Origin of the sequence: Nostoc sp. LEGE 06077 (assembly GCF_015207705.1) — a bacterium.
Classification (GTDB): Bacteria; Cyanobacteriota; Cyanobacteriia; order Cyanobacteriales; family Nostocaceae; genus Nostoc_B.
The window spans coordinates 1-15,599 of sequence record NZ_JADEWI010000037.1 but is presented as its reverse complement, the minus strand read 5'-3'; the positions used below and the strand labels follow the sequence as shown (position 1 = coordinate 15,599).

At 41.4% G+C, this 15,599-nt stretch carries 15 protein-coding genes; 11 read left to right on the top strand and 4 right to left on the bottom strand.

Translation table 11 applies throughout. The annotated features are described in order from the left end of the window. The first annotated feature begins 14 nt into the window (after positions 1–14). The 5 genes from IQ244_RS32600 to IQ244_RS20935 all read left to right on the top strand — a co-directional run bounded on the left by IQ244_RS32600 (position 15) and on the right by IQ244_RS20935 (position 3,243). Entirely contained in the window at positions 15–308 is a 294-nt protein-coding gene (locus IQ244_RS32600; RefSeq protein ID WP_228059050.1) for a hypothetical protein, read from the top strand. 77 nt (positions 309–385) lie between these two features. Continuing rightward, the gene (locus tag IQ244_RS32595; protein ID WP_228059049.1) at positions 386–532 is read left to right on the top strand and encodes a hypothetical protein; all 147 of its coding nucleotides are present in this window, start codon (positions 386–388) and stop codon (positions 530–532) included. Between the two features lie 72 nt (positions 533–604). Further along, positions 605–829 (top strand): hypothetical protein, encoded by a 225-nt coding sequence (locus IQ244_RS32590; protein WP_228059048.1) that lies wholly within the window; start codon positions 605–607, stop codon positions 827–829. Positions 830–937: 108 nt separating this feature from the next. Further along, complete coding sequence (locus IQ244_RS20940) at positions 938–1,639, top strand: cyclase family protein (protein ID WP_193897637.1); 702 nt, start codon at positions 938–940, stop codon at positions 1,637–1,639. Between the two features lie 107 nt (positions 1,640–1,746). Next, positions 1,747–3,243 carry an aldehyde dehydrogenase family protein gene (locus tag IQ244_RS20935; RefSeq protein WP_193897741.1) on the top strand — a complete coding sequence of 499 codons (1,497 nt, stop codon included), beginning with the start codon at positions 1,747–1,749 and terminating at the stop codon, positions 3,241–3,243. 123 nt (positions 3,244–3,366) lie between these two features. Here the strand turns inward: IQ244_RS20935 and IQ244_RS20930 are convergent, their stop codons facing one another. Beyond that, the gene (locus IQ244_RS20930; protein ID WP_193897635.1) at positions 3,367–5,469 is read right to left on the bottom strand and encodes a serine/threonine-protein kinase; all 2,103 of its coding nucleotides are present in this window, start codon (positions 5,467–5,469) and stop codon (positions 3,367–3,369) included. 651 nt (positions 5,470–6,120) lie between these two features. Here IQ244_RS20930 and IQ244_RS20925 point away from each other — a divergent pair. Then, complete coding sequence (locus tag IQ244_RS20925) at positions 6,121–8,691, top strand: PAS domain S-box protein (RefSeq protein WP_193897633.1); 2,571 nt, start codon at positions 6,121–6,123, stop codon at positions 8,689–8,691. Here IQ244_RS20925 and IQ244_RS20920 read toward each other — a convergent pair. Then, positions 8,656–8,808, bottom strand: a complete 153-nt coding sequence (locus tag IQ244_RS20920) for a hypothetical protein (protein WP_193897631.1) — start codon at positions 8,806–8,808, stop codon at positions 8,656–8,658. The genes IQ244_RS20925 and IQ244_RS20920 overlap by 36 nt on opposite strands. A 58-nt stretch (positions 8,809–8,866) precedes the next feature. On the opposite strand from IQ244_RS20920, the gene rnhA reads away from it, so the two are divergent. Continuing rightward, complete coding sequence (gene rnhA, locus IQ244_RS20915) at positions 8,867–9,775, top strand: ribonuclease HI (protein WP_193897629.1); 909 nt, start codon at positions 8,867–8,869, stop codon at positions 9,773–9,775. A 60-nt stretch (positions 9,776–9,835) separates the two neighbouring features. Here rnhA and cruG read toward each other — a convergent pair whose 3' ends face one another. After that, complete coding sequence (gene cruG / locus IQ244_RS20910; protein ID WP_193897627.1) at positions 9,836–11,023, bottom strand: 2'-O-glycosyltransferase CruG; 1,188 nt, start codon at positions 11,021–11,023, stop codon at positions 9,836–9,838. A 208-nt stretch (positions 11,024–11,231) separates the two neighbouring features. On the opposite strand from cruG, the gene pstS reads away from it, so the two are divergent. The 4 genes from pstS to pstB all read left to right on the top strand — a co-directional run bounded on the left by pstS (position 11,232) and on the right by pstB (position 15,356). Next, positions 11,232–12,416, top strand: a complete 1,185-nt coding sequence (gene pstS / locus IQ244_RS20905; protein ID WP_193897625.1) for a phosphate ABC transporter substrate-binding protein PstS — start codon at positions 11,232–11,234, stop codon at positions 12,414–12,416. Positions 12,417–12,604: 188 nt separating this feature from the next. Then, entirely contained in the window at positions 12,605–13,555 is a 951-nt protein-coding gene (gene pstC / locus IQ244_RS20900; protein WP_193897623.1) for a phosphate ABC transporter permease subunit PstC, read from the top strand. A gap of 20 nt (positions 13,556–13,575) precedes the next feature. Next, entirely contained in the window at positions 13,576–14,484 is a 909-nt protein-coding gene (pstA, locus tag IQ244_RS20895) for a phosphate ABC transporter permease PstA (RefSeq protein WP_193897621.1), read from the top strand. A gap of 65 nt (positions 14,485–14,549) precedes the next feature. Then, the gene (gene pstB, locus IQ244_RS20890; protein WP_193897619.1) at positions 14,550–15,356 is read left to right on the top strand and encodes a phosphate ABC transporter ATP-binding protein PstB; all 807 of its coding nucleotides are present in this window, start codon (positions 14,550–14,552) and stop codon (positions 15,354–15,356) included. 62 nt (positions 15,357–15,418) lie between these two features. Here the strand turns inward: pstB and IQ244_RS32585 are convergent. Further along, the coding region (locus IQ244_RS32585; protein WP_228059046.1) for a hypothetical protein at positions 15,419–15,599 on the bottom strand (181 nt) is incomplete at its 5' end.

The window sequence follows — 15,599 nt, the reverse complement described above, 5'->3', positions numbered from 1 at the left end:
GGCGTTGATTGGGTGTGAATAAACTGTTTTGCTGTATTCTTGTCAAAGGCTACGATTTTGAAGTCACCCGCAATCCTTTGAATTTGTATATTAGTGATTCCCATTACGGTAGCTTAGGTAATAATGGCGATGATTGGGAGATTCTGCAAAGCAGATATGCTTTATGTTTGCTATTTAAATATCTTGCCACTTTGGGGATGATAAATATTGCCTACGTTCACCCAGGCAGTATTTGCCTTGATTACACCGATCTATGGGGAACAGATGACTTACATATTTCTCAGCCGGACGGTTGTGTTTGCAATTAACACCCTTGGGTGCATATTCTTTAGGTATCTAAAATGACTATACCCCGCCGCCGTTGGAAGTCAGGACAGTATTCCGAGTGCTGCCAAACTTAGAAATAGCGGCTACTGGCGAACCATTCACACCCGCGGATACTCTGGTGTTGGATGTTTACGCCCAAAAAATTTCTGATGCTTTGTGGCGGTTGGAAATAGCTAAGTTACTGAGTGCAATTGAAGAAGGCTAAAGCGTAGCCCAATTAAGAAAATTTCTCTAAGCCCTGAGTGGCCATGAATTACTAGAGACAGTAAATCAATTTTTGGTAGATATTGAAGCCAGAGGAAATAGTTTACGCGATCGCGGCCAAGCCCGATTGATAGAATGTGCTGATGTAGCTTTGGCAGTATTAATCGCTAATGATTCCCCCATGAACAAGCTATGTTTTTTAGCGAGAGAAAAACATTTAGTTATTCCTGGCGAATCAGAAACTAAATTCCGTAACGCTGTGAAAAAATTAGATTATGGCATTGCTTTGGGCGGATAAGATTCTTATCGCTCTTTTGTTACTCTGATGAGAAAAGCATCTAAATATTTTTATGCATCAGCTTTAGCACCTGGAAGCCATGCCTTTAGGCTTATCGCCACAGTATTTATGCAAATTACTTACTCACGAATTATACACTTAAGCCAGATTATTGATAGAAATATTCCTTTATGGCCGGGCGACCCACCAGTAGAATTTATGACTGTTGCGGATATCGCCGATGATGGCTACTATCTACGGAGTTTTTCTCTGGGGGAACATAGTGCTACTCATATCAACGCCCCTAACAGTTTTGTAACTACTGGTGTAGGAATTGATGACTATCCGGCGGAATCACTGGTTTTATCGGCGGTAGTGATAGATATCTGCGAAGTTGCAATTAATTATCCTGATTATGCTTTGAGTATTGCCGATATTTTAACTTGGGAGGAAAAATACGGTGAAATTGACAGCGGCAGTTTAGTGCTACTGTATACTGGCTGGCAGCATAAATGGACAGATAGAAACGCATTCTTTAACCAAGATGCCCAAGGAATTATGCACTTTCCAGGGTTTAGTCGTGATGCTACACAGTTTTTGCTCAAGGAACGGCACATTGCTGGTGTAGGAATTGATACTCATGGTGTTGACCCTGGACAGGATCAGAGTTTTACAACTAACCGCTTAGTTTTGGCACAGCAAGGCATTGTTTTGGAAAATTTGACTAACTTAGATCAACTGCCGCCTAAAGGTAGTACATTAGCGATCGCAATTCTCAGATTACGTGGTGGTTCTGGTTCTCCTGTGGGTGTGTTGGCTTTTGTGCCTTAACTTTTGTGTATAACTTTTTCGTCTTCTGCCCATTCTGGAAACTAGGCGTTAACTTAGAAAGCGAATCGAATCTATAGCAATTATCTAAAAGAAATTTTTAAATACTAATTATGACTTTGCTAACTTGTCGCAATTATATTGATGGTCAATGGGTGGATGCTACGACAGGAAATATTCTCGAAAGTTATAACCCTGCTTTGGTAAGCGAAGTTGTCGCCACCTTTCCCCGTTCTCAAGCTGAGGATGTTGATAAAGCTGTTACCGCCGCCCGCAAAGCTTACAGCAGTTGGCGGAAAGTTCCTGCCCCAGCTAGAGCCGAATATATTTTTCGTGTGGGAGAATTATTACTCCAGCATAAAGAAGAACTCGCTCAATTAATTAGTCGAGAAATGGGTAAACCCCTCACCGAAGCTAGGGGTGATGTGCAAGAAGGTATTGACTGTGCTTTTTATAGTGCTGGCGAAGGGCGGCGGTTGTTTGGGTTAACCACACCTTCCGAAATGCCAAATAAATTTGCCATGACGGTGCGAATGCCCATTGGTGTGTGTGCTTTAATTACCCCGTGGAACTTCCCTGTGGCTATTCCTTGCTGGAAAGCTATGCCGGCTTTGGTATGTGGTAATACTGTTATTCTCAAACCTGCTGAAGATACTCCAGCTTGTGCAACCAAACTCATAGAGATTTTCGCCGCCGCCGGTTTACCCGCAGGGGTAGTTAACTTGGTGCATGGTGTTGGTGAAGAAGTTGGTAAAGCTTTAGTCGAACATCCCCAGGTTGATTTAGTTTCTTTTACTGGTTCTTCGGAAACGGGTGCTTTTGTAGGTGCAACTTGCGGACGCACTCACAAACGTGTTTGTCTGGAGATGGGCGGTAAGAATGCCCAAGTAGTGATGGAAGATGCCGACTTAGGACTGGCTTTAGATGGTGCTGTATGGGGGGCTTTTGGGACAACTGGGCAACGCTGTACGGCTACGAGTCGGCTGATATTACACCGCGATATTAAAGAAAAGTTTACGGCAATGCTGTATGAACGTACCAGCAAGTTACGCCTGGGCGCTGGTTATAACCCAGATACAGAAATTGGGCCAATAATCAATCAAAGGCAATTGCAACGGGTGAATGAATATATGAACATCGCCCGTGAAGAAGGTGCAAAAATATTAATTGGTGGTGAAATTGCTAATGAGGGACAACTACAACAGGGTAATTTCTTTTTGCCAACTATTCTAGATAATGTTACGCCAGATATGCGCGTTGCCCGTGAAGAGATATTTGGCCCTGTGGTGGCATTAATTGAGGTTAATTCCTTTGAAGATGCGATCGCTATTCTCAATGATACTAATTACGGTCTGTCTTCTTCTATTTATACCCGCGATATCAACCGCGCGTTTACCGCAATGCGCGACATTGAAGCAGGTATCACCTATATTAACGGCCCGACTATTGGCGCGGAAGTACATTTACCTTTTGGTGGTGTTAAACAAACAGGTAACGGCCACCGAGAAGCCGGAACTACTGCTTTAGATGTGTTCACAGAATGGAAGAGTGTGTATGTTGACTTTTCTGGTAATTTACAACGCGCCCAAATAGATAATCGAAGTTAGTCCAGTAAAGTGCTGAGTGCTGAGATGTCGGTTGAGTGGAGGAACGGAAACCAACATTATCAAAACTTTGTTGGGTGACGCTATCGCTAAAACCAACCTACTATTCTGTCACCTGCTATATTTTTAATTTGCATTAGGTATCGTGGGAACGATGATGGGTTTTGATTTATCTTTGTGTAATTGATTCTCGGCTTGGTTACGTGCAGTTATCGCCTCTTGATAATCTGGCTTATATTTAATAGCTTGATTGTAAGATGCGATCGCCTCTTGATAGCGGTTTAAATTGAGTAAGGCATTGCCTCGGCTATACCAACTTTCGTAATGTTTTGGATTGTAGCGTAATGCTCGATTGTAAGCTGCGATCGCTTCTGGATATTTTTGCAAATTGTATTGAGAATTTCCCAAACTGTACCACAGTTGATAATCGTTGCGTTTAATACTAGCGGCTTTATTATAAGCTGTAATTGCGTCTTCGTAGCGTTGCAACTGGTGTTGTGACCAACCAATATTATACCATGCTTGATAGTTGTCAGAATCATTTTTAATTACTTGCTTAAATGATTCAATGGCTTCAGCATATCGTTTTAAAGTAATGAGAACATTTCCTCTCGATAACCACGCTTGGTAATAACTAGGTTGATATTGTACCGCCTTATCGTAAGCTGTAAACGCATCTTCGTAGCGATTTAAATTTACCAGAGAGTTGCCGCGATTATACCAAGCTTGATAGTAGTCAGATTTAATTTCTATGACTTTATCATAAGCTGCGATCGCTTCATCATAATTTTTTAAATTTTGCCATGCCAAGCCTTTACTATACCAAGCTTCAATATAATCAGATTTTAATTCAGTGGCTTTTTCATACGCTCTAATAGCATTATCATATTGCTTTAACTCAGTGAAAACTTCACCCTTAGCATTCCACACTTCTGGGTAATCATCGTGGAGTTGTAACGCTTTATCAAATGCGGCGATCGCTTCTGGATATCGTTGCAATTTCTGTAAGGTAAAACCTCTACCACTCCAAGCATCTAAATAATCTGGCTGAATTTGAATAGCTTTTTCATAAGCAGCTAAAGCATCATCATATTGCTTTAATTTAAATAATGTTTTACCTTGCCCATTCCACCCTTGAGCATAATCTGGTCTAATATTAACTGCTTGTTCATAAGCAGATAAAGCATCTTGATAACGTTGCAGTTCAAACAGCGTATTTCCTTGTTTCGATAATTCTGTAGCATTATTAGCATTAATTTTATTCAGCACAAATAAAGAGGCTATACCAGCAATACCTAATAAAAAAATAGCCCACAATAACTTGGCAAATAAACTTTTGTCATGCTTGCCTACTTTCAGCTTTTTGGGTAAAATTCCTGTAGAGATATTGATGGTGTGATTATCAGGCTGATTAATTTTTTTCAATGCTGCTAATGCGACTGTAGCTGAAGCATAACGTTGACGAAAATCATAACAGACCATTTTATTTAAAAATCTGGCGAAATCTGGCGAAACTTGTACTTGATTTTCCCAGATGATTTCATTCGTTTCGGCATCTTTTTCTAATTGTTCAGCAGGGATTCCCGTCAAAGCTTGAATTGCAATCATCCCCACTGCATAGATATCACTGCTATATTTTGGTGAACCTTGTGCTTGTTCGCTAGGTAGATAACCCGGAGTACCAATTGCCACGGTAGACTTAGTGTAACCTTCGGGTGTAATTACTTGGGTAGTGATTTGTTTGACTGCGCCAAAATCTATTAAAATCAACTTGTTATCAGCATCTCGTCGGAGTAGATTCCGGGGATTTACATCACGATGAATGACATTTTGTTGATGAACAAATTCTAAAATTTCTAATATTTCTTGTAAGATTAGTATAACTTTGTCTTGACTGCAAGTTTGACCAGAAACTAACTCTTTACTTAAATCATGACCGGGGATAAATTCTTGGACAAGATAAAATTCGGCATTCTCTTCAAAATAGGCTAACAATTGGGGAATGCGATCGTGTGTACCTAATTTATAAAGAACCTGCGCCTCTGTGTCAAATAACCGCCTAGCTATCTCTAAAGTTGCTGCATTGCTGGCTTGAGGCTTGAGTTTTTTGACAACACATTGGGGCGAACCTGGTAGCTGAGTATCGCAAGCTACAAAAGTTTCACCAAATCCCCCACCTCCCAAGTGGCTAATAATTTGGTATCTTCCAACAAGTGTGTTTCCCAGCATTTCGTTTGCCTAGTTAAATGCAACGCAGTCTGATTCCAATATTGACACAAGGAAAAGTATGCAGTGTGAAATTTTGGTAAGTATTCAGGAGTCAGAATACATCCGTCAGAAGGTTTAAAGAGTCAGGAGAAATATTTGATGAATTAATTTGCGAATCCTATAGATACTTCTAAATTCTGACAAATTTTGTCTTTTGATTATTGACTAATTCTCATGATTCCTATTAGCGATCGCCTGCATCATCGTAGCAAATCAATTACCCTTATTACTGATATATATTCCGCTAAAACTACCAGCAACTTTTTATCTCTTTTGGTGGTTTGGGCAGCACATTTTTTATGGTATTTGTAGTTTAGATATTTCCCCAGTCGGGGCAAACTCACCCAGCCTAGCTTATGGGATGCAGATTGTTGGATGATTGATGGGCGTGGCTTACATCAAATTAAAACGATAAATCATAAAACTGAGGCAGTAAAAGCTTTTCAACCCTGTAACCTGTAACCTGTAACCTATCCCCTACTATATCTTGCGGCTGAATCGATGATGTAACCAGCGAGAGATTGTATTTTCGCCCGAAAAAATTCATACTCGTTCACACTATTGGGTCTCTGCCGTTTCAATTGAGATTGTTTATTGCAAGTGGTTTTCAAAATGCCAGACCATGATCGAGATGAATTAGCAGCTTTACGGCAGCGTGTTGCAGAGTTAGAAAACTTAGAAATTCACTATCAGTGTCAGCAAGTTGCACTTGAGACACAGTTAATTGAACTACAAGTAAAACTCCAAACAGCAGGTATCAATCCTCATGGTCAAGCAGATATGGCATTAACGCTGCAACAACTCCAACAGGAAAAAGCCGAACGACAACAAGTTGAAGTCGCTTTGCAAGACAGCGAACAACTTCTGAGACTAGCAATAGATGCTGCTTGGATGGGTTTTTGGGACTGGGATATTTTTAGCGATAAATTAATTTGGTCAGAAAGTCATGAACTCCTGTTTGGCTTAACTCCCGGTAGCTTTGACAATACTTATGCAGCATTTTTAGCTTGTGTGCATCCTGAAGATAGACAATCTGTCACCACAAATATCACTGCTGCTTTGTCTAACAAAACTGATTACAACGAAGAATTTCGTGTTATCTGGCCTGACCAAAGCTTACATTGGATTTCTGCTCAGGGAAAATTTTACTATAACGAGCAAGGACAGGCAATGCGGATGTTCGGTGTATGTATGGATATTACTGCTCGTAAGCATACAGAAGAACATACCCGTCAATTAACTAGCCAAGTTCAAGAACAAGCAAATCTGTTAAATGCTATCCTGGCTACCTCTGTAGATCATATTTATATATTTGATCGCATCGGTCGCCATCAGTACGTAAGTCATGGTGGCGCTACTATACTAGGTTTCCAACCGCAGGATATTTTGGGTAAGACATTGCGAGACTTGAATTTACCCAATGATTTTGCTGAACAAGTAGAAACTCAGCAACAAGCCGTCATGCTATCTGGGGAATCAATTAAGGATGAATGTCAATTACTCACAATTGAGGGATTGCGTGACTATGAATATATTCTCACGCCTCTACGCAATCATGCCCAAAGCATTGAAGGTGTAATTGTCGTCTCTCGTGATATCACTGCACATAAAAAAGTAGAACAGTCATTACGAGAAAGTGAAGCCAGATTCCGCCGCTTGTTTGAGTCTAACTTAATAGGCGTGGCGTTTTGGAATATTGATGGCTTTATTACTGATGCCAACGATGCTTATTTACAGTTAGCTGGTTACACCCGTGATGAGTTTACTGTTTTCGGGAAAATTGATTGGCGAGAAATCACACCACCAGAGTATCAAGATTTAGACACTCGCGCCCTGCTAGAAGTACAAATAAAGGGAGTTTCGCAGATTTATGAGAAAGAATATGTCCACCGCAACGGTCAGCGAGTAGCGGTTGTTTTAGGGATAGCATTATTAAATGATTATCAAGATAGAGGTGTAGCTTTTGTTTTAGATATTAGCGATCGCCAACGCGCCGAACAAGAACGCGATCGATTATTACAAACAGAACGCATCGCCCGTCAAGAAGCAGAAATTGCTAACCGCATCAAAGATGAATTTCTGGCGGTTCTCTCTCATGAACTGCGGACTCCACTTAACCCAATTTTAGGTTGGGCGAAATTATTGCGAAATCGCCAGTTTGATACAAAAACTACCAAACAAGCTTTAGAAACTATTGAACGCAACGCCAAATTACAAACCCAATTAATTGAAGATTTATTAGATGTTTCCCGCATCCTCCAAGGGAAATTAAGTTTAAATGTTTGTCCCGTCAGTTTAGTCATGGTTGTGCAAGCAGCCTTAGAAACAGTACGCTTGGCAGCAGAAGCCAAATCTATCCAAATTCATACCGTGTTTGACCCCAATATCGGCCAAGTTATGGGTGATCCAAATCGCTTGCAACAAGTGGTGTGGAATTTACTTTCTAATGCCGTTAAGTTTACCCCAACCGCCGGACAGGTAGAAATTCAAGTTAAAGAAATTGCTGGTCAAGCGCAAATTCAAGTCAGCGATACTGGGAAAGGAATTACACCAGAATTTTTACCTTATGTCTTTGATTACTTTCGTCAAGCAGATGGTACCACAACCCGCAAATTTGGCGGTTTAGGTTTAGGATTGGCAATAGTCCGTCAGGTAGTAGAAATGCACGGTGGTACAGTCAAAGCAGACAGTCCCGGTGAAGGGTTAGGTGCTACCTTTACCGTCAGGATACCTTTGTTAGTGATCAACGAACCAATCAGACGACCAGAAAATGAATTTTTAACTTCTGAGTCTGAGTCTCCCAATCTTTCCGGTGTCAAAGTTTTAGTAGTGGATGATGAACCAGATATCCGCGACTTAATTACCTTTATTTTGCATGATTATGGTGTGAATGTTACCGCCGTTATCTCCGCAACCGCAGCCCTCGATGAAATGTCTCACTCAATACCTGATATCTTGATTAGTGATATTGGGATGCCTGAAGTAGATGGTTATATGCTAATTCGGCAATTACGCCAGCGATCGCCCCAACAAGGCGGAAACATCCCCGCGATCGCCCTTACAGCCTACGCTGGGGAAATTAACCAAAAGCAAGCACTCACCGCCGGATTTCAACTGCATATACCCAAACCAGTCGATCCCGAAGCATTAGTGAAAGCGATCGCTAGTTTGGTTAAGTGCTGAGTTAGGAGTGCTGAGTGCTGAATAATCACTCAAATCATCCTGTCTAGCCTCTAATTCTCTAGCTCTTTTCAATAAACACTTGCTTTTTCCAGCAGCAACATATATATTTCTACCCATCTTTTGCCGCTAAACTTTTGTATTCTCTGCGTAACCATGCGGTTTCGATATCTTTATCATGTCTAGCCAAAGCATAATTCAAAGTATATATACTGATGGCGCTTGTACTGGTAATCCTGGCCCTGGAGGTTGGGGTGTTGTAGTTTATTTCCACGATGGCTCAGTTCACGAAATGGGTGATGCTGCATCCCATACAACTAATAATAAAATGGAGATGCAAGCGGCGATCGCTGCCTTAAAATATTTCCATGCTTCTCAGCAATCTCAACCCATCACTCTTTACACAGATAGCGAATATCTCATCAATTGTGTTACCAAATGGGTCAAGAACTGGAAAAGAAAAGGCTGGAAAAAAGCTGACGGTAATCCTGTACAAAACCAAGACCTTTTGGAAGTTTTAGATGAACTAAATACTCGTCAGATTAGTTGGGAACACGTTCGAGGTCATGCTGGTAACATCGGGAACGAACGCTGTGATGTGATCGCCCGGAGTTTTGCATCGGGTAAAGTTCCATCACTCACAGAATTATCTTCTACCAATGCTCACAAAACTTTACCTACTTCTCATGAGCTAAATGTAGCGAAAGTTTCTCAAGATAAGGCACACTCGACAATAATTAGCAAAGTAAAATCGGAAACTATTACATCTGCATCAGATATAACCGTTATGGAACCATCCACCGCACAGACTGCGGCCGCAATTGACACAACAACACCTGGAATCAGGGTCGATCAACTCCGCAACTTGGTTGAAACTCTACGTATCGCTGATGAAATTGCTGAAAAAGGCTATCTAATTACTAGTTCTGAATTAGCAGACTTAATGGATGTCCACGCCAGCGCCGTCACTAGTCGGGGGGATCAATGGCGCTGGCGGAACTGGATTGTGTCACGAGTCCGCCGCGAAGGTAATCAAATTCTTTGGGAACTTGAACGAGGCGATCGCGTGGGAGGTGAGGAAGAATAGGGGTGTATGAGTTTAGGGGTGTAAGGGTGTATTAAAGACTCAGCACTCCCAACTCAGCACTCACATATCATACTTCCTACCTCGCCATTCCCGTGGGGTGTGGAACGCAGATAAGAAAATGCGTAATACTGCGATAGGATCAGCCAGCGGGGATAGCCAGAATAACCAGCCACCCTGAGCGATTTTGCGATCATAAGAAGGTGCGATCGCAAATAACATTCCCACGCGAATCAGCAACAGAAATCCATTCAAACCCAGCAATAAAAGTAGTGGTAATGAGAAAGGCGTGGGCAGAAAAATCAAGTAAGCAAGTATAATTACTAGGGGCAGACCTTGGACTGCTGAAAGTAGCCATAAGTCTCCCCAAATTTGCCCAGAAGTCGAAGCGTCTTTTAAGTCTAGACTACGCCCCCATTCTTTCCACGTTTCTAGCGCCCCCTCATACATCCGCACCTTTAGCACCTTGGCCCCATCTAAAAAGCCTACTTTATATCCTTGAGCCGCAATATACCGTGCTAAAGTAACATCATCACAAAAAGAACTTCTAGCGCTGGTATAACCGCCCACAGCCGCTAAAACAGCACGACGACATAAAAAACATTGCCCATTAGCCATCACTCTTTCTGCTTGCTCAGTTCTAATTCCTGCTGGGTCAAAGCGATATAGCAGAGTCATCAATAAAGCTGGTTGTAACAAACACTCTCCGGGATATTGAAGAATGAACTGGGGTGAGAGTGACACCAAATCATAGCCTTGTGCAGTTGCGGTTCGGACTAAACCCGCCACCAAACCCGGATGTGGTTGAGTGTCCGCATCCATCCCCAAAAACCACTGGCTTTCCTCAGCACTATATAAAAAACCATTATGTAACGCCCAAGGACGACCCACCCAATCAGTCGGTAAAGGATCATCTGTCATTACCCGAAAGCGGGGATCTTTTTGCTGTGCAGCTTTTACTAAGTCAGGAGTTCCATCTTGGGAATTACTATCTACAACGATAATTTCTCGAACTTCATAGCTTTGCTGACTCAAGCCAGATAATAAAGGAGCGATGCGGCGAGCTTCGTTTAACGTGGGAACAACAACGCTAACATTACCAAAAAGCTCCGGTGTTGGCTGTTGGGGTTGAATTGGCGGTAGTCTTCCCGGCCCTTTTAGCAGACGTGACAGCAAAATTGCCGTTGCGGGTATTTGAAGAAGTAGCAATATAAGCGGTATAACGCTTTCTACTGTCAAAGCGTTGTCCATAAATGTGTATTAGCTCTAGTAAGGCTCATCTGTAACTTGACACAGGTTGAAGTATAAATTTTATCACTTCACAAAGTGAGACAATTGTAAAATTTAGTTAAAATAATACACTTTTTTTCTTGCTCTTAACCTTCCGTTTACCTACACATCTCTCCTTTAGGATTATCGTAGAGGCGCTAACCTGGAAAGTTACTGAAAATTAACACCGATGCTCTCACGTCTACATGCAATTAAAAATAACCGTCTTGCCTCTTCAACAGCAGTGTTATTACTGAGCTTAAGTTTAGCTGCTTGTGGCGGACAGCAAGGCTCTGACAGTTCTGCTACCAAGGAAACGCCTACAGGTACAGCGCAAGATGCTACAGCGTCCAGTCCTGCTAAATTAGATCTTGGCGGCAACGTTGCCTTAACAGGTGCAGGAGCTTCTTTCCCTGCTCCACTATATGCAAGTTGGTTTACTGACTTAAACAAAAAATACCCCAACTTACAAGTAAACTATCAGTCTGTAGGTAGCGGTGCTGGAGTTGAGCAATTTGTCAAAGGTACTGTAGATTTTGGTGCCAGCGACGTTGCTATGAAGGATGAAGAAATTCAGAAAGTTCCCCAAGATAAAGGCGTAATTTTGTTGCCAGTAACGGCTGGTAGCATTGTGCTGGCTTACAACTTGCCAGATGTTCCAGAAATCAAGCTCCCAAGGGCAGTTTACACAGATATCTTATTAGGCAAAATTAAAACTTGGGACGACCCAAAAATCAAGGCGGCTAACCCAGATGCCAAACTTCCCAATCAACCAATCACAGTCGTCTATCGTTCTGATGGTAGTGGTACCACAGGTGTATTTACAAAACACATGAGCGCTATCAGTTCAGAATGGAAGAGTAAAGTAGGTGAAGGTAAAACTGTTAACTGGCCTGTAGGTGTTGGCGGTAAAGGTAATGAAGGCGTAACCGCCCAAATCCAACAAACTCAAGGCTCTATTGGCTACATTGAATATGGCTACGCTAAACAAAATAATCTTAAATTTGCTGCGCTGGAAAACAAAGCAGGCAAGTTTATTCAAGATACAGAACAGTCAGCATCTAAGACATTAGAAGCAGTAACCCTACCAGAAAATCTTCGCGCCTTTATTGCCGATCCAGAAGGTGCAGACTCTTATCCAATTGTTAGCTATACATGGATTTTGGCTTACAAAAAATATCCTGATGCTGCCAAAGCTAAAGCAATGGAAGCTATGATTGAGTATGCCTTAACTGAAGGTCAGAAATTAGCTCCAGAATTAGGTTATGTTCCTCTACCTCAAAATGTTATTCAGAAAGTAGCAGCTGCGGCTGACCAAATTAGCCCAGACTACAAAATTGCGTTTAGTGGTAGCAACACTAGTGCCAGCAAATAGTATTTAAAAATTACGAAAACTGAGTGAGGCATCTATAGTCAAAAATTACTTAAGTTAATAGTAAATGAAAAAATTATTGCTATTAAAAATGACTTGTTGATGCCTCAAATTCTCAAAATATTCTGTGCGTTGACTAAGTTGGTTCGCTCTCAGATTTTTCTCTGATTTAATCTATAAAGTCAGTATTCATGGCTACAAACTCTCAAAATTTGCCATCAGCAATTAAGAATCGCTCCGATCTCGATCAGTCTTTGGATCGGAGCTTCATTTTGCTGACTCGGATTTTTGCTCTAGCAGTTGCGGCAACTTTATTATGGATTGCTATACAAGTTGCTATTGGTGCTTGGCCTGCCATTCAAAAGTTTGGTCTGAGCTTTTTAGCACAAAGTACTTGGAACCCCGTTAAGGATGAATATGGGGTATTACCTCAAGTTTATGGAACTATAATTAGTTCTCTGATTGGGTTACTGATTGCTGTACCTATAGGCGTTGGTACGGCTGTTTTATTGAGTGAGAATTTTCTTCCAGCCAAAGTTAACCTAGTGTTGGTGTTCTTAGTAGAACTTCTGGCCGCTATACCCAGCGTTGTTTATGGAGTCTGGGGAATTTTTGTTTTAGTCCCAATTGTCAACAATTTGGGTAAATGGCTAAATCAATACTTTGGTTGGTTTCCGCTGTTTAGTACGCCTCCCACTGGACCAGGAATGTTACCTGCGGGGATTATCTTGGCAATTATGACTTTGCCAATTATTACAGCTATTTCTAGAGATGCCTTGATTTCTATTCCATCTAGTTTACGTCAAGCATCTATAGGCTTGGGTGCAACACGTTGGGAAACGATTTTTCAAGTCTTGATTCCAGCTGCCTTTTCTGGGATTGTTAGTGCTGTGATGTTAGCACTTGGTCGGGCAATGGGAGAAACAATGGCAGTGACAATGCTAATTGGTAACTCCAACAAAATTAGTGCTTCACTATTAGCGCCAGCCAATACAATTTCTTCTTTATTAGCGAATCAATTTGCCGAAGCTAGTGGTTTGCAAGTTGCAGCTTTAATGTACGCGGCTTTAGTGTTGTTTGTCCTGACATTAATAGTCAATATTTTGGCGGAGTTTATCGTTCTCCGAGTCAAGCGAGTGTAGCTTAGTTGTGGGTTAAATTTATGGTTTCTCATTATCCAGAAAGGAGTTTAACTAGTGCCTCTATGTCTCCTCGGACACTGTTTAATACAGTGATGACTGGGGTAGCAGTTCTCTGTGGAGTTTTAGCACTTATACCTTTGGTGGCAGTACTATCTTATGTTATAGTTAAAGGCTTTAGCAGTCTCAGCCTCGATATTTTCACTCAATTGCCACCTGCGCCTCTGAGAAAAGGAGGAGGTTTTGGTAATGCGATTGTTGGAACTTTGCTGATGGTGGGGATTGCGGCTTTAATTAGCATTCCGTTAGGTGTGATTGCAGCCATCTATTTAACAGAGTTTAGTCGTGGTAAAATAGCTAGGTGGGTACGTTTTGCGACTAATGTCTTGAGTGGAGTGCCTTCCATTATTGCTGGGGTATTCGCTTATGGAATTGTGGTTTTGACATTAGTAAAGTTGAACTTAGGATCATATTCAGCTATTGGTGGAGGATTTGCTTTGGCAATTTTGATGTTGCCAATCATTGTGAAAACGACTGATGAAGCTTTACAACTAGTATCACAAGATTTACGGCAAGCATCTGTAGGTTTAGGTGCGACTAACTTTCAAACTGTTACACAAGTTGTATTACCAGCGGCATTACCAGCAATTGTAACTGGTTCAACGTTAGCGATCGCCAGAGCATCTGGTGAAACTGCACCGTTACTATTTACTGCTTTGTTCTCCCAGTATTGGCTCTGTCCTAGCTTATTTTCATGTAGTCCAGATGTGTTGTTTAAACCTACACCTTCTCTGGCTGTTTTGGTTTTTAACTTTGCGATTTCTCCATTTCAAAATTGGCAGTCGTTAGCTTGGGCAGCATCTTTAATATTGGTATTAATGGTGTTAATTACGAGTATTTTTGCTCGTTGGGCAACTCGCCAAAAAGCCTAGCCACTTAATACTTCAACTATACAGCAAGTTGCATTACTATCCCAAAAACTTACATTAGACCTTTTATGGCTACTAACATTAGCACAGTGAATAGTACAGACACCGTATTACGCACAGAAAATCTGAATGTTTATTACGGCAAGTTTTTAGCTTTGCAGAATATTTGGCTAGAGATTCCCAAAAATAAGGTGACAGCTTTTATTGGGCCTTCTGGCTGCGGTAAAAGTACATTGCTAAGATGCTACAACCGTCTCAATGACTTAATTGATTCATTCAGAGCCGAAGGGCAGATTTTTTATTACGGGAAAAATTTATACGCATCTGATATTGACCCGGTAGAGGTGCGGCGCAGAATTGGGATGGTGTTTCAACGACCAAACCCATTTCCAAAGTCAATTTATGACAATATTACTTTTGGTGCCAAAATTAATGGTTACAAAGGTAACTTAGATGAATTAGTCGAACGGAGTTTGCGCCAAGCAGCTTTGTGGGATGAAGTCAAAGATAAACTCCGTCAAAGTGGCTCATCTTTGTCTGGTGGACAGCAACAAAGATTATGTATTGCAAGAGCGATCGCAGTTCAACCAGAAATTATCCTCATGGATGAACCTTGTGCAGCTTTAGACCCTATTTCTACGTTGCGAGTTGAAGAGTTAATTCATGAACTCAAAGAACAATACACAATCGTGATCGTTACCCACAATATGCAGCAAGCAGCGCGGGTTTCTGATAAAACAGCCTTTTTCAATGTACGTCCTACAGAAACAGGCGGTCGGATTGGCTATTTAGTTGAGTATGATGCTACAGAAGTAATTTTCAATAATCCTAAGCAAGAAGATACCCGCGATTACGTTAGCGGTAGATTTGGTTAAATATTACAACTGAATTAAATATTTTCCGAATTAAGAATTAGGTATGCGGCGCATATCTAATTTTATTTTTTATAGGCGTTGTTGATTGATGGATGGCAAAACAAGGGAATAACATCCTTAATAAATGTAGGATGGTTACTATAGCAATTCTTAGGCAGATGAAATACACCCCACCCGCGCTGTCGCGCACCCTCCCCTTGCCAAGGGGAGGGTTGGGGAGGGTTGGGGAGGGGTAATTTTTTA

Excerpts from the sequence above, each read along its gene's own strand:
- pstB (WP_193897619.1), top strand. The coding sequence starts at position 14,550 with ATGGCTACTAACATTAGCACAGTGAATAGTACAGACACCGTATTACGC.
- pstA (WP_193897621.1), top strand. The coding sequence starts at position 13,576 with ATGGTTTCTCATTATCCAGAAAGGAGTTTAACTAGTGCCTCTATGTCT.
- IQ244_RS20920 (WP_193897631.1), bottom strand. The coding sequence starts at position 8,808 with ATGGGTAGAAATATATATGTTGCTGCTGGAAAAAGCAAGTGTTTATTG.
- IQ244_RS20930 (WP_193897635.1), bottom strand. The coding sequence starts at position 5,469 with ATGCTGGGAAACACACTTGTTGGAAGATACCAAATTATTAGCCACTTG.
- pstS (WP_193897625.1), top strand. The coding sequence starts at position 11,232 with ATGCTCTCACGTCTACATGCAATTAAAAATAACCGTCTTGCCTCTTCA.
- cruG (WP_193897627.1), bottom strand. The coding sequence starts at position 11,023 with ATGGACAACGCTTTGACAGTAGAAAGCGTTATACCGCTTATATTGCTA.
- rnhA (WP_193897629.1), top strand. The coding sequence starts at position 8,867 with ATGTCTAGCCAAAGCATAATTCAAAGTATATATACTGATGGCGCTTGT.
- pstC (WP_193897623.1), top strand. The coding sequence starts at position 12,605 with ATGGCTACAAACTCTCAAAATTTGCCATCAGCAATTAAGAATCGCTCC.
- IQ244_RS20925 (WP_193897633.1), top strand. The coding sequence starts at position 6,121 with ATGCCAGACCATGATCGAGATGAATTAGCAGCTTTACGGCAGCGTGTT.
- IQ244_RS20940 (WP_193897637.1), top strand. The coding sequence starts at position 938 with ATGCAAATTACTTACTCACGAATTATACACTTAAGCCAGATTATTGAT.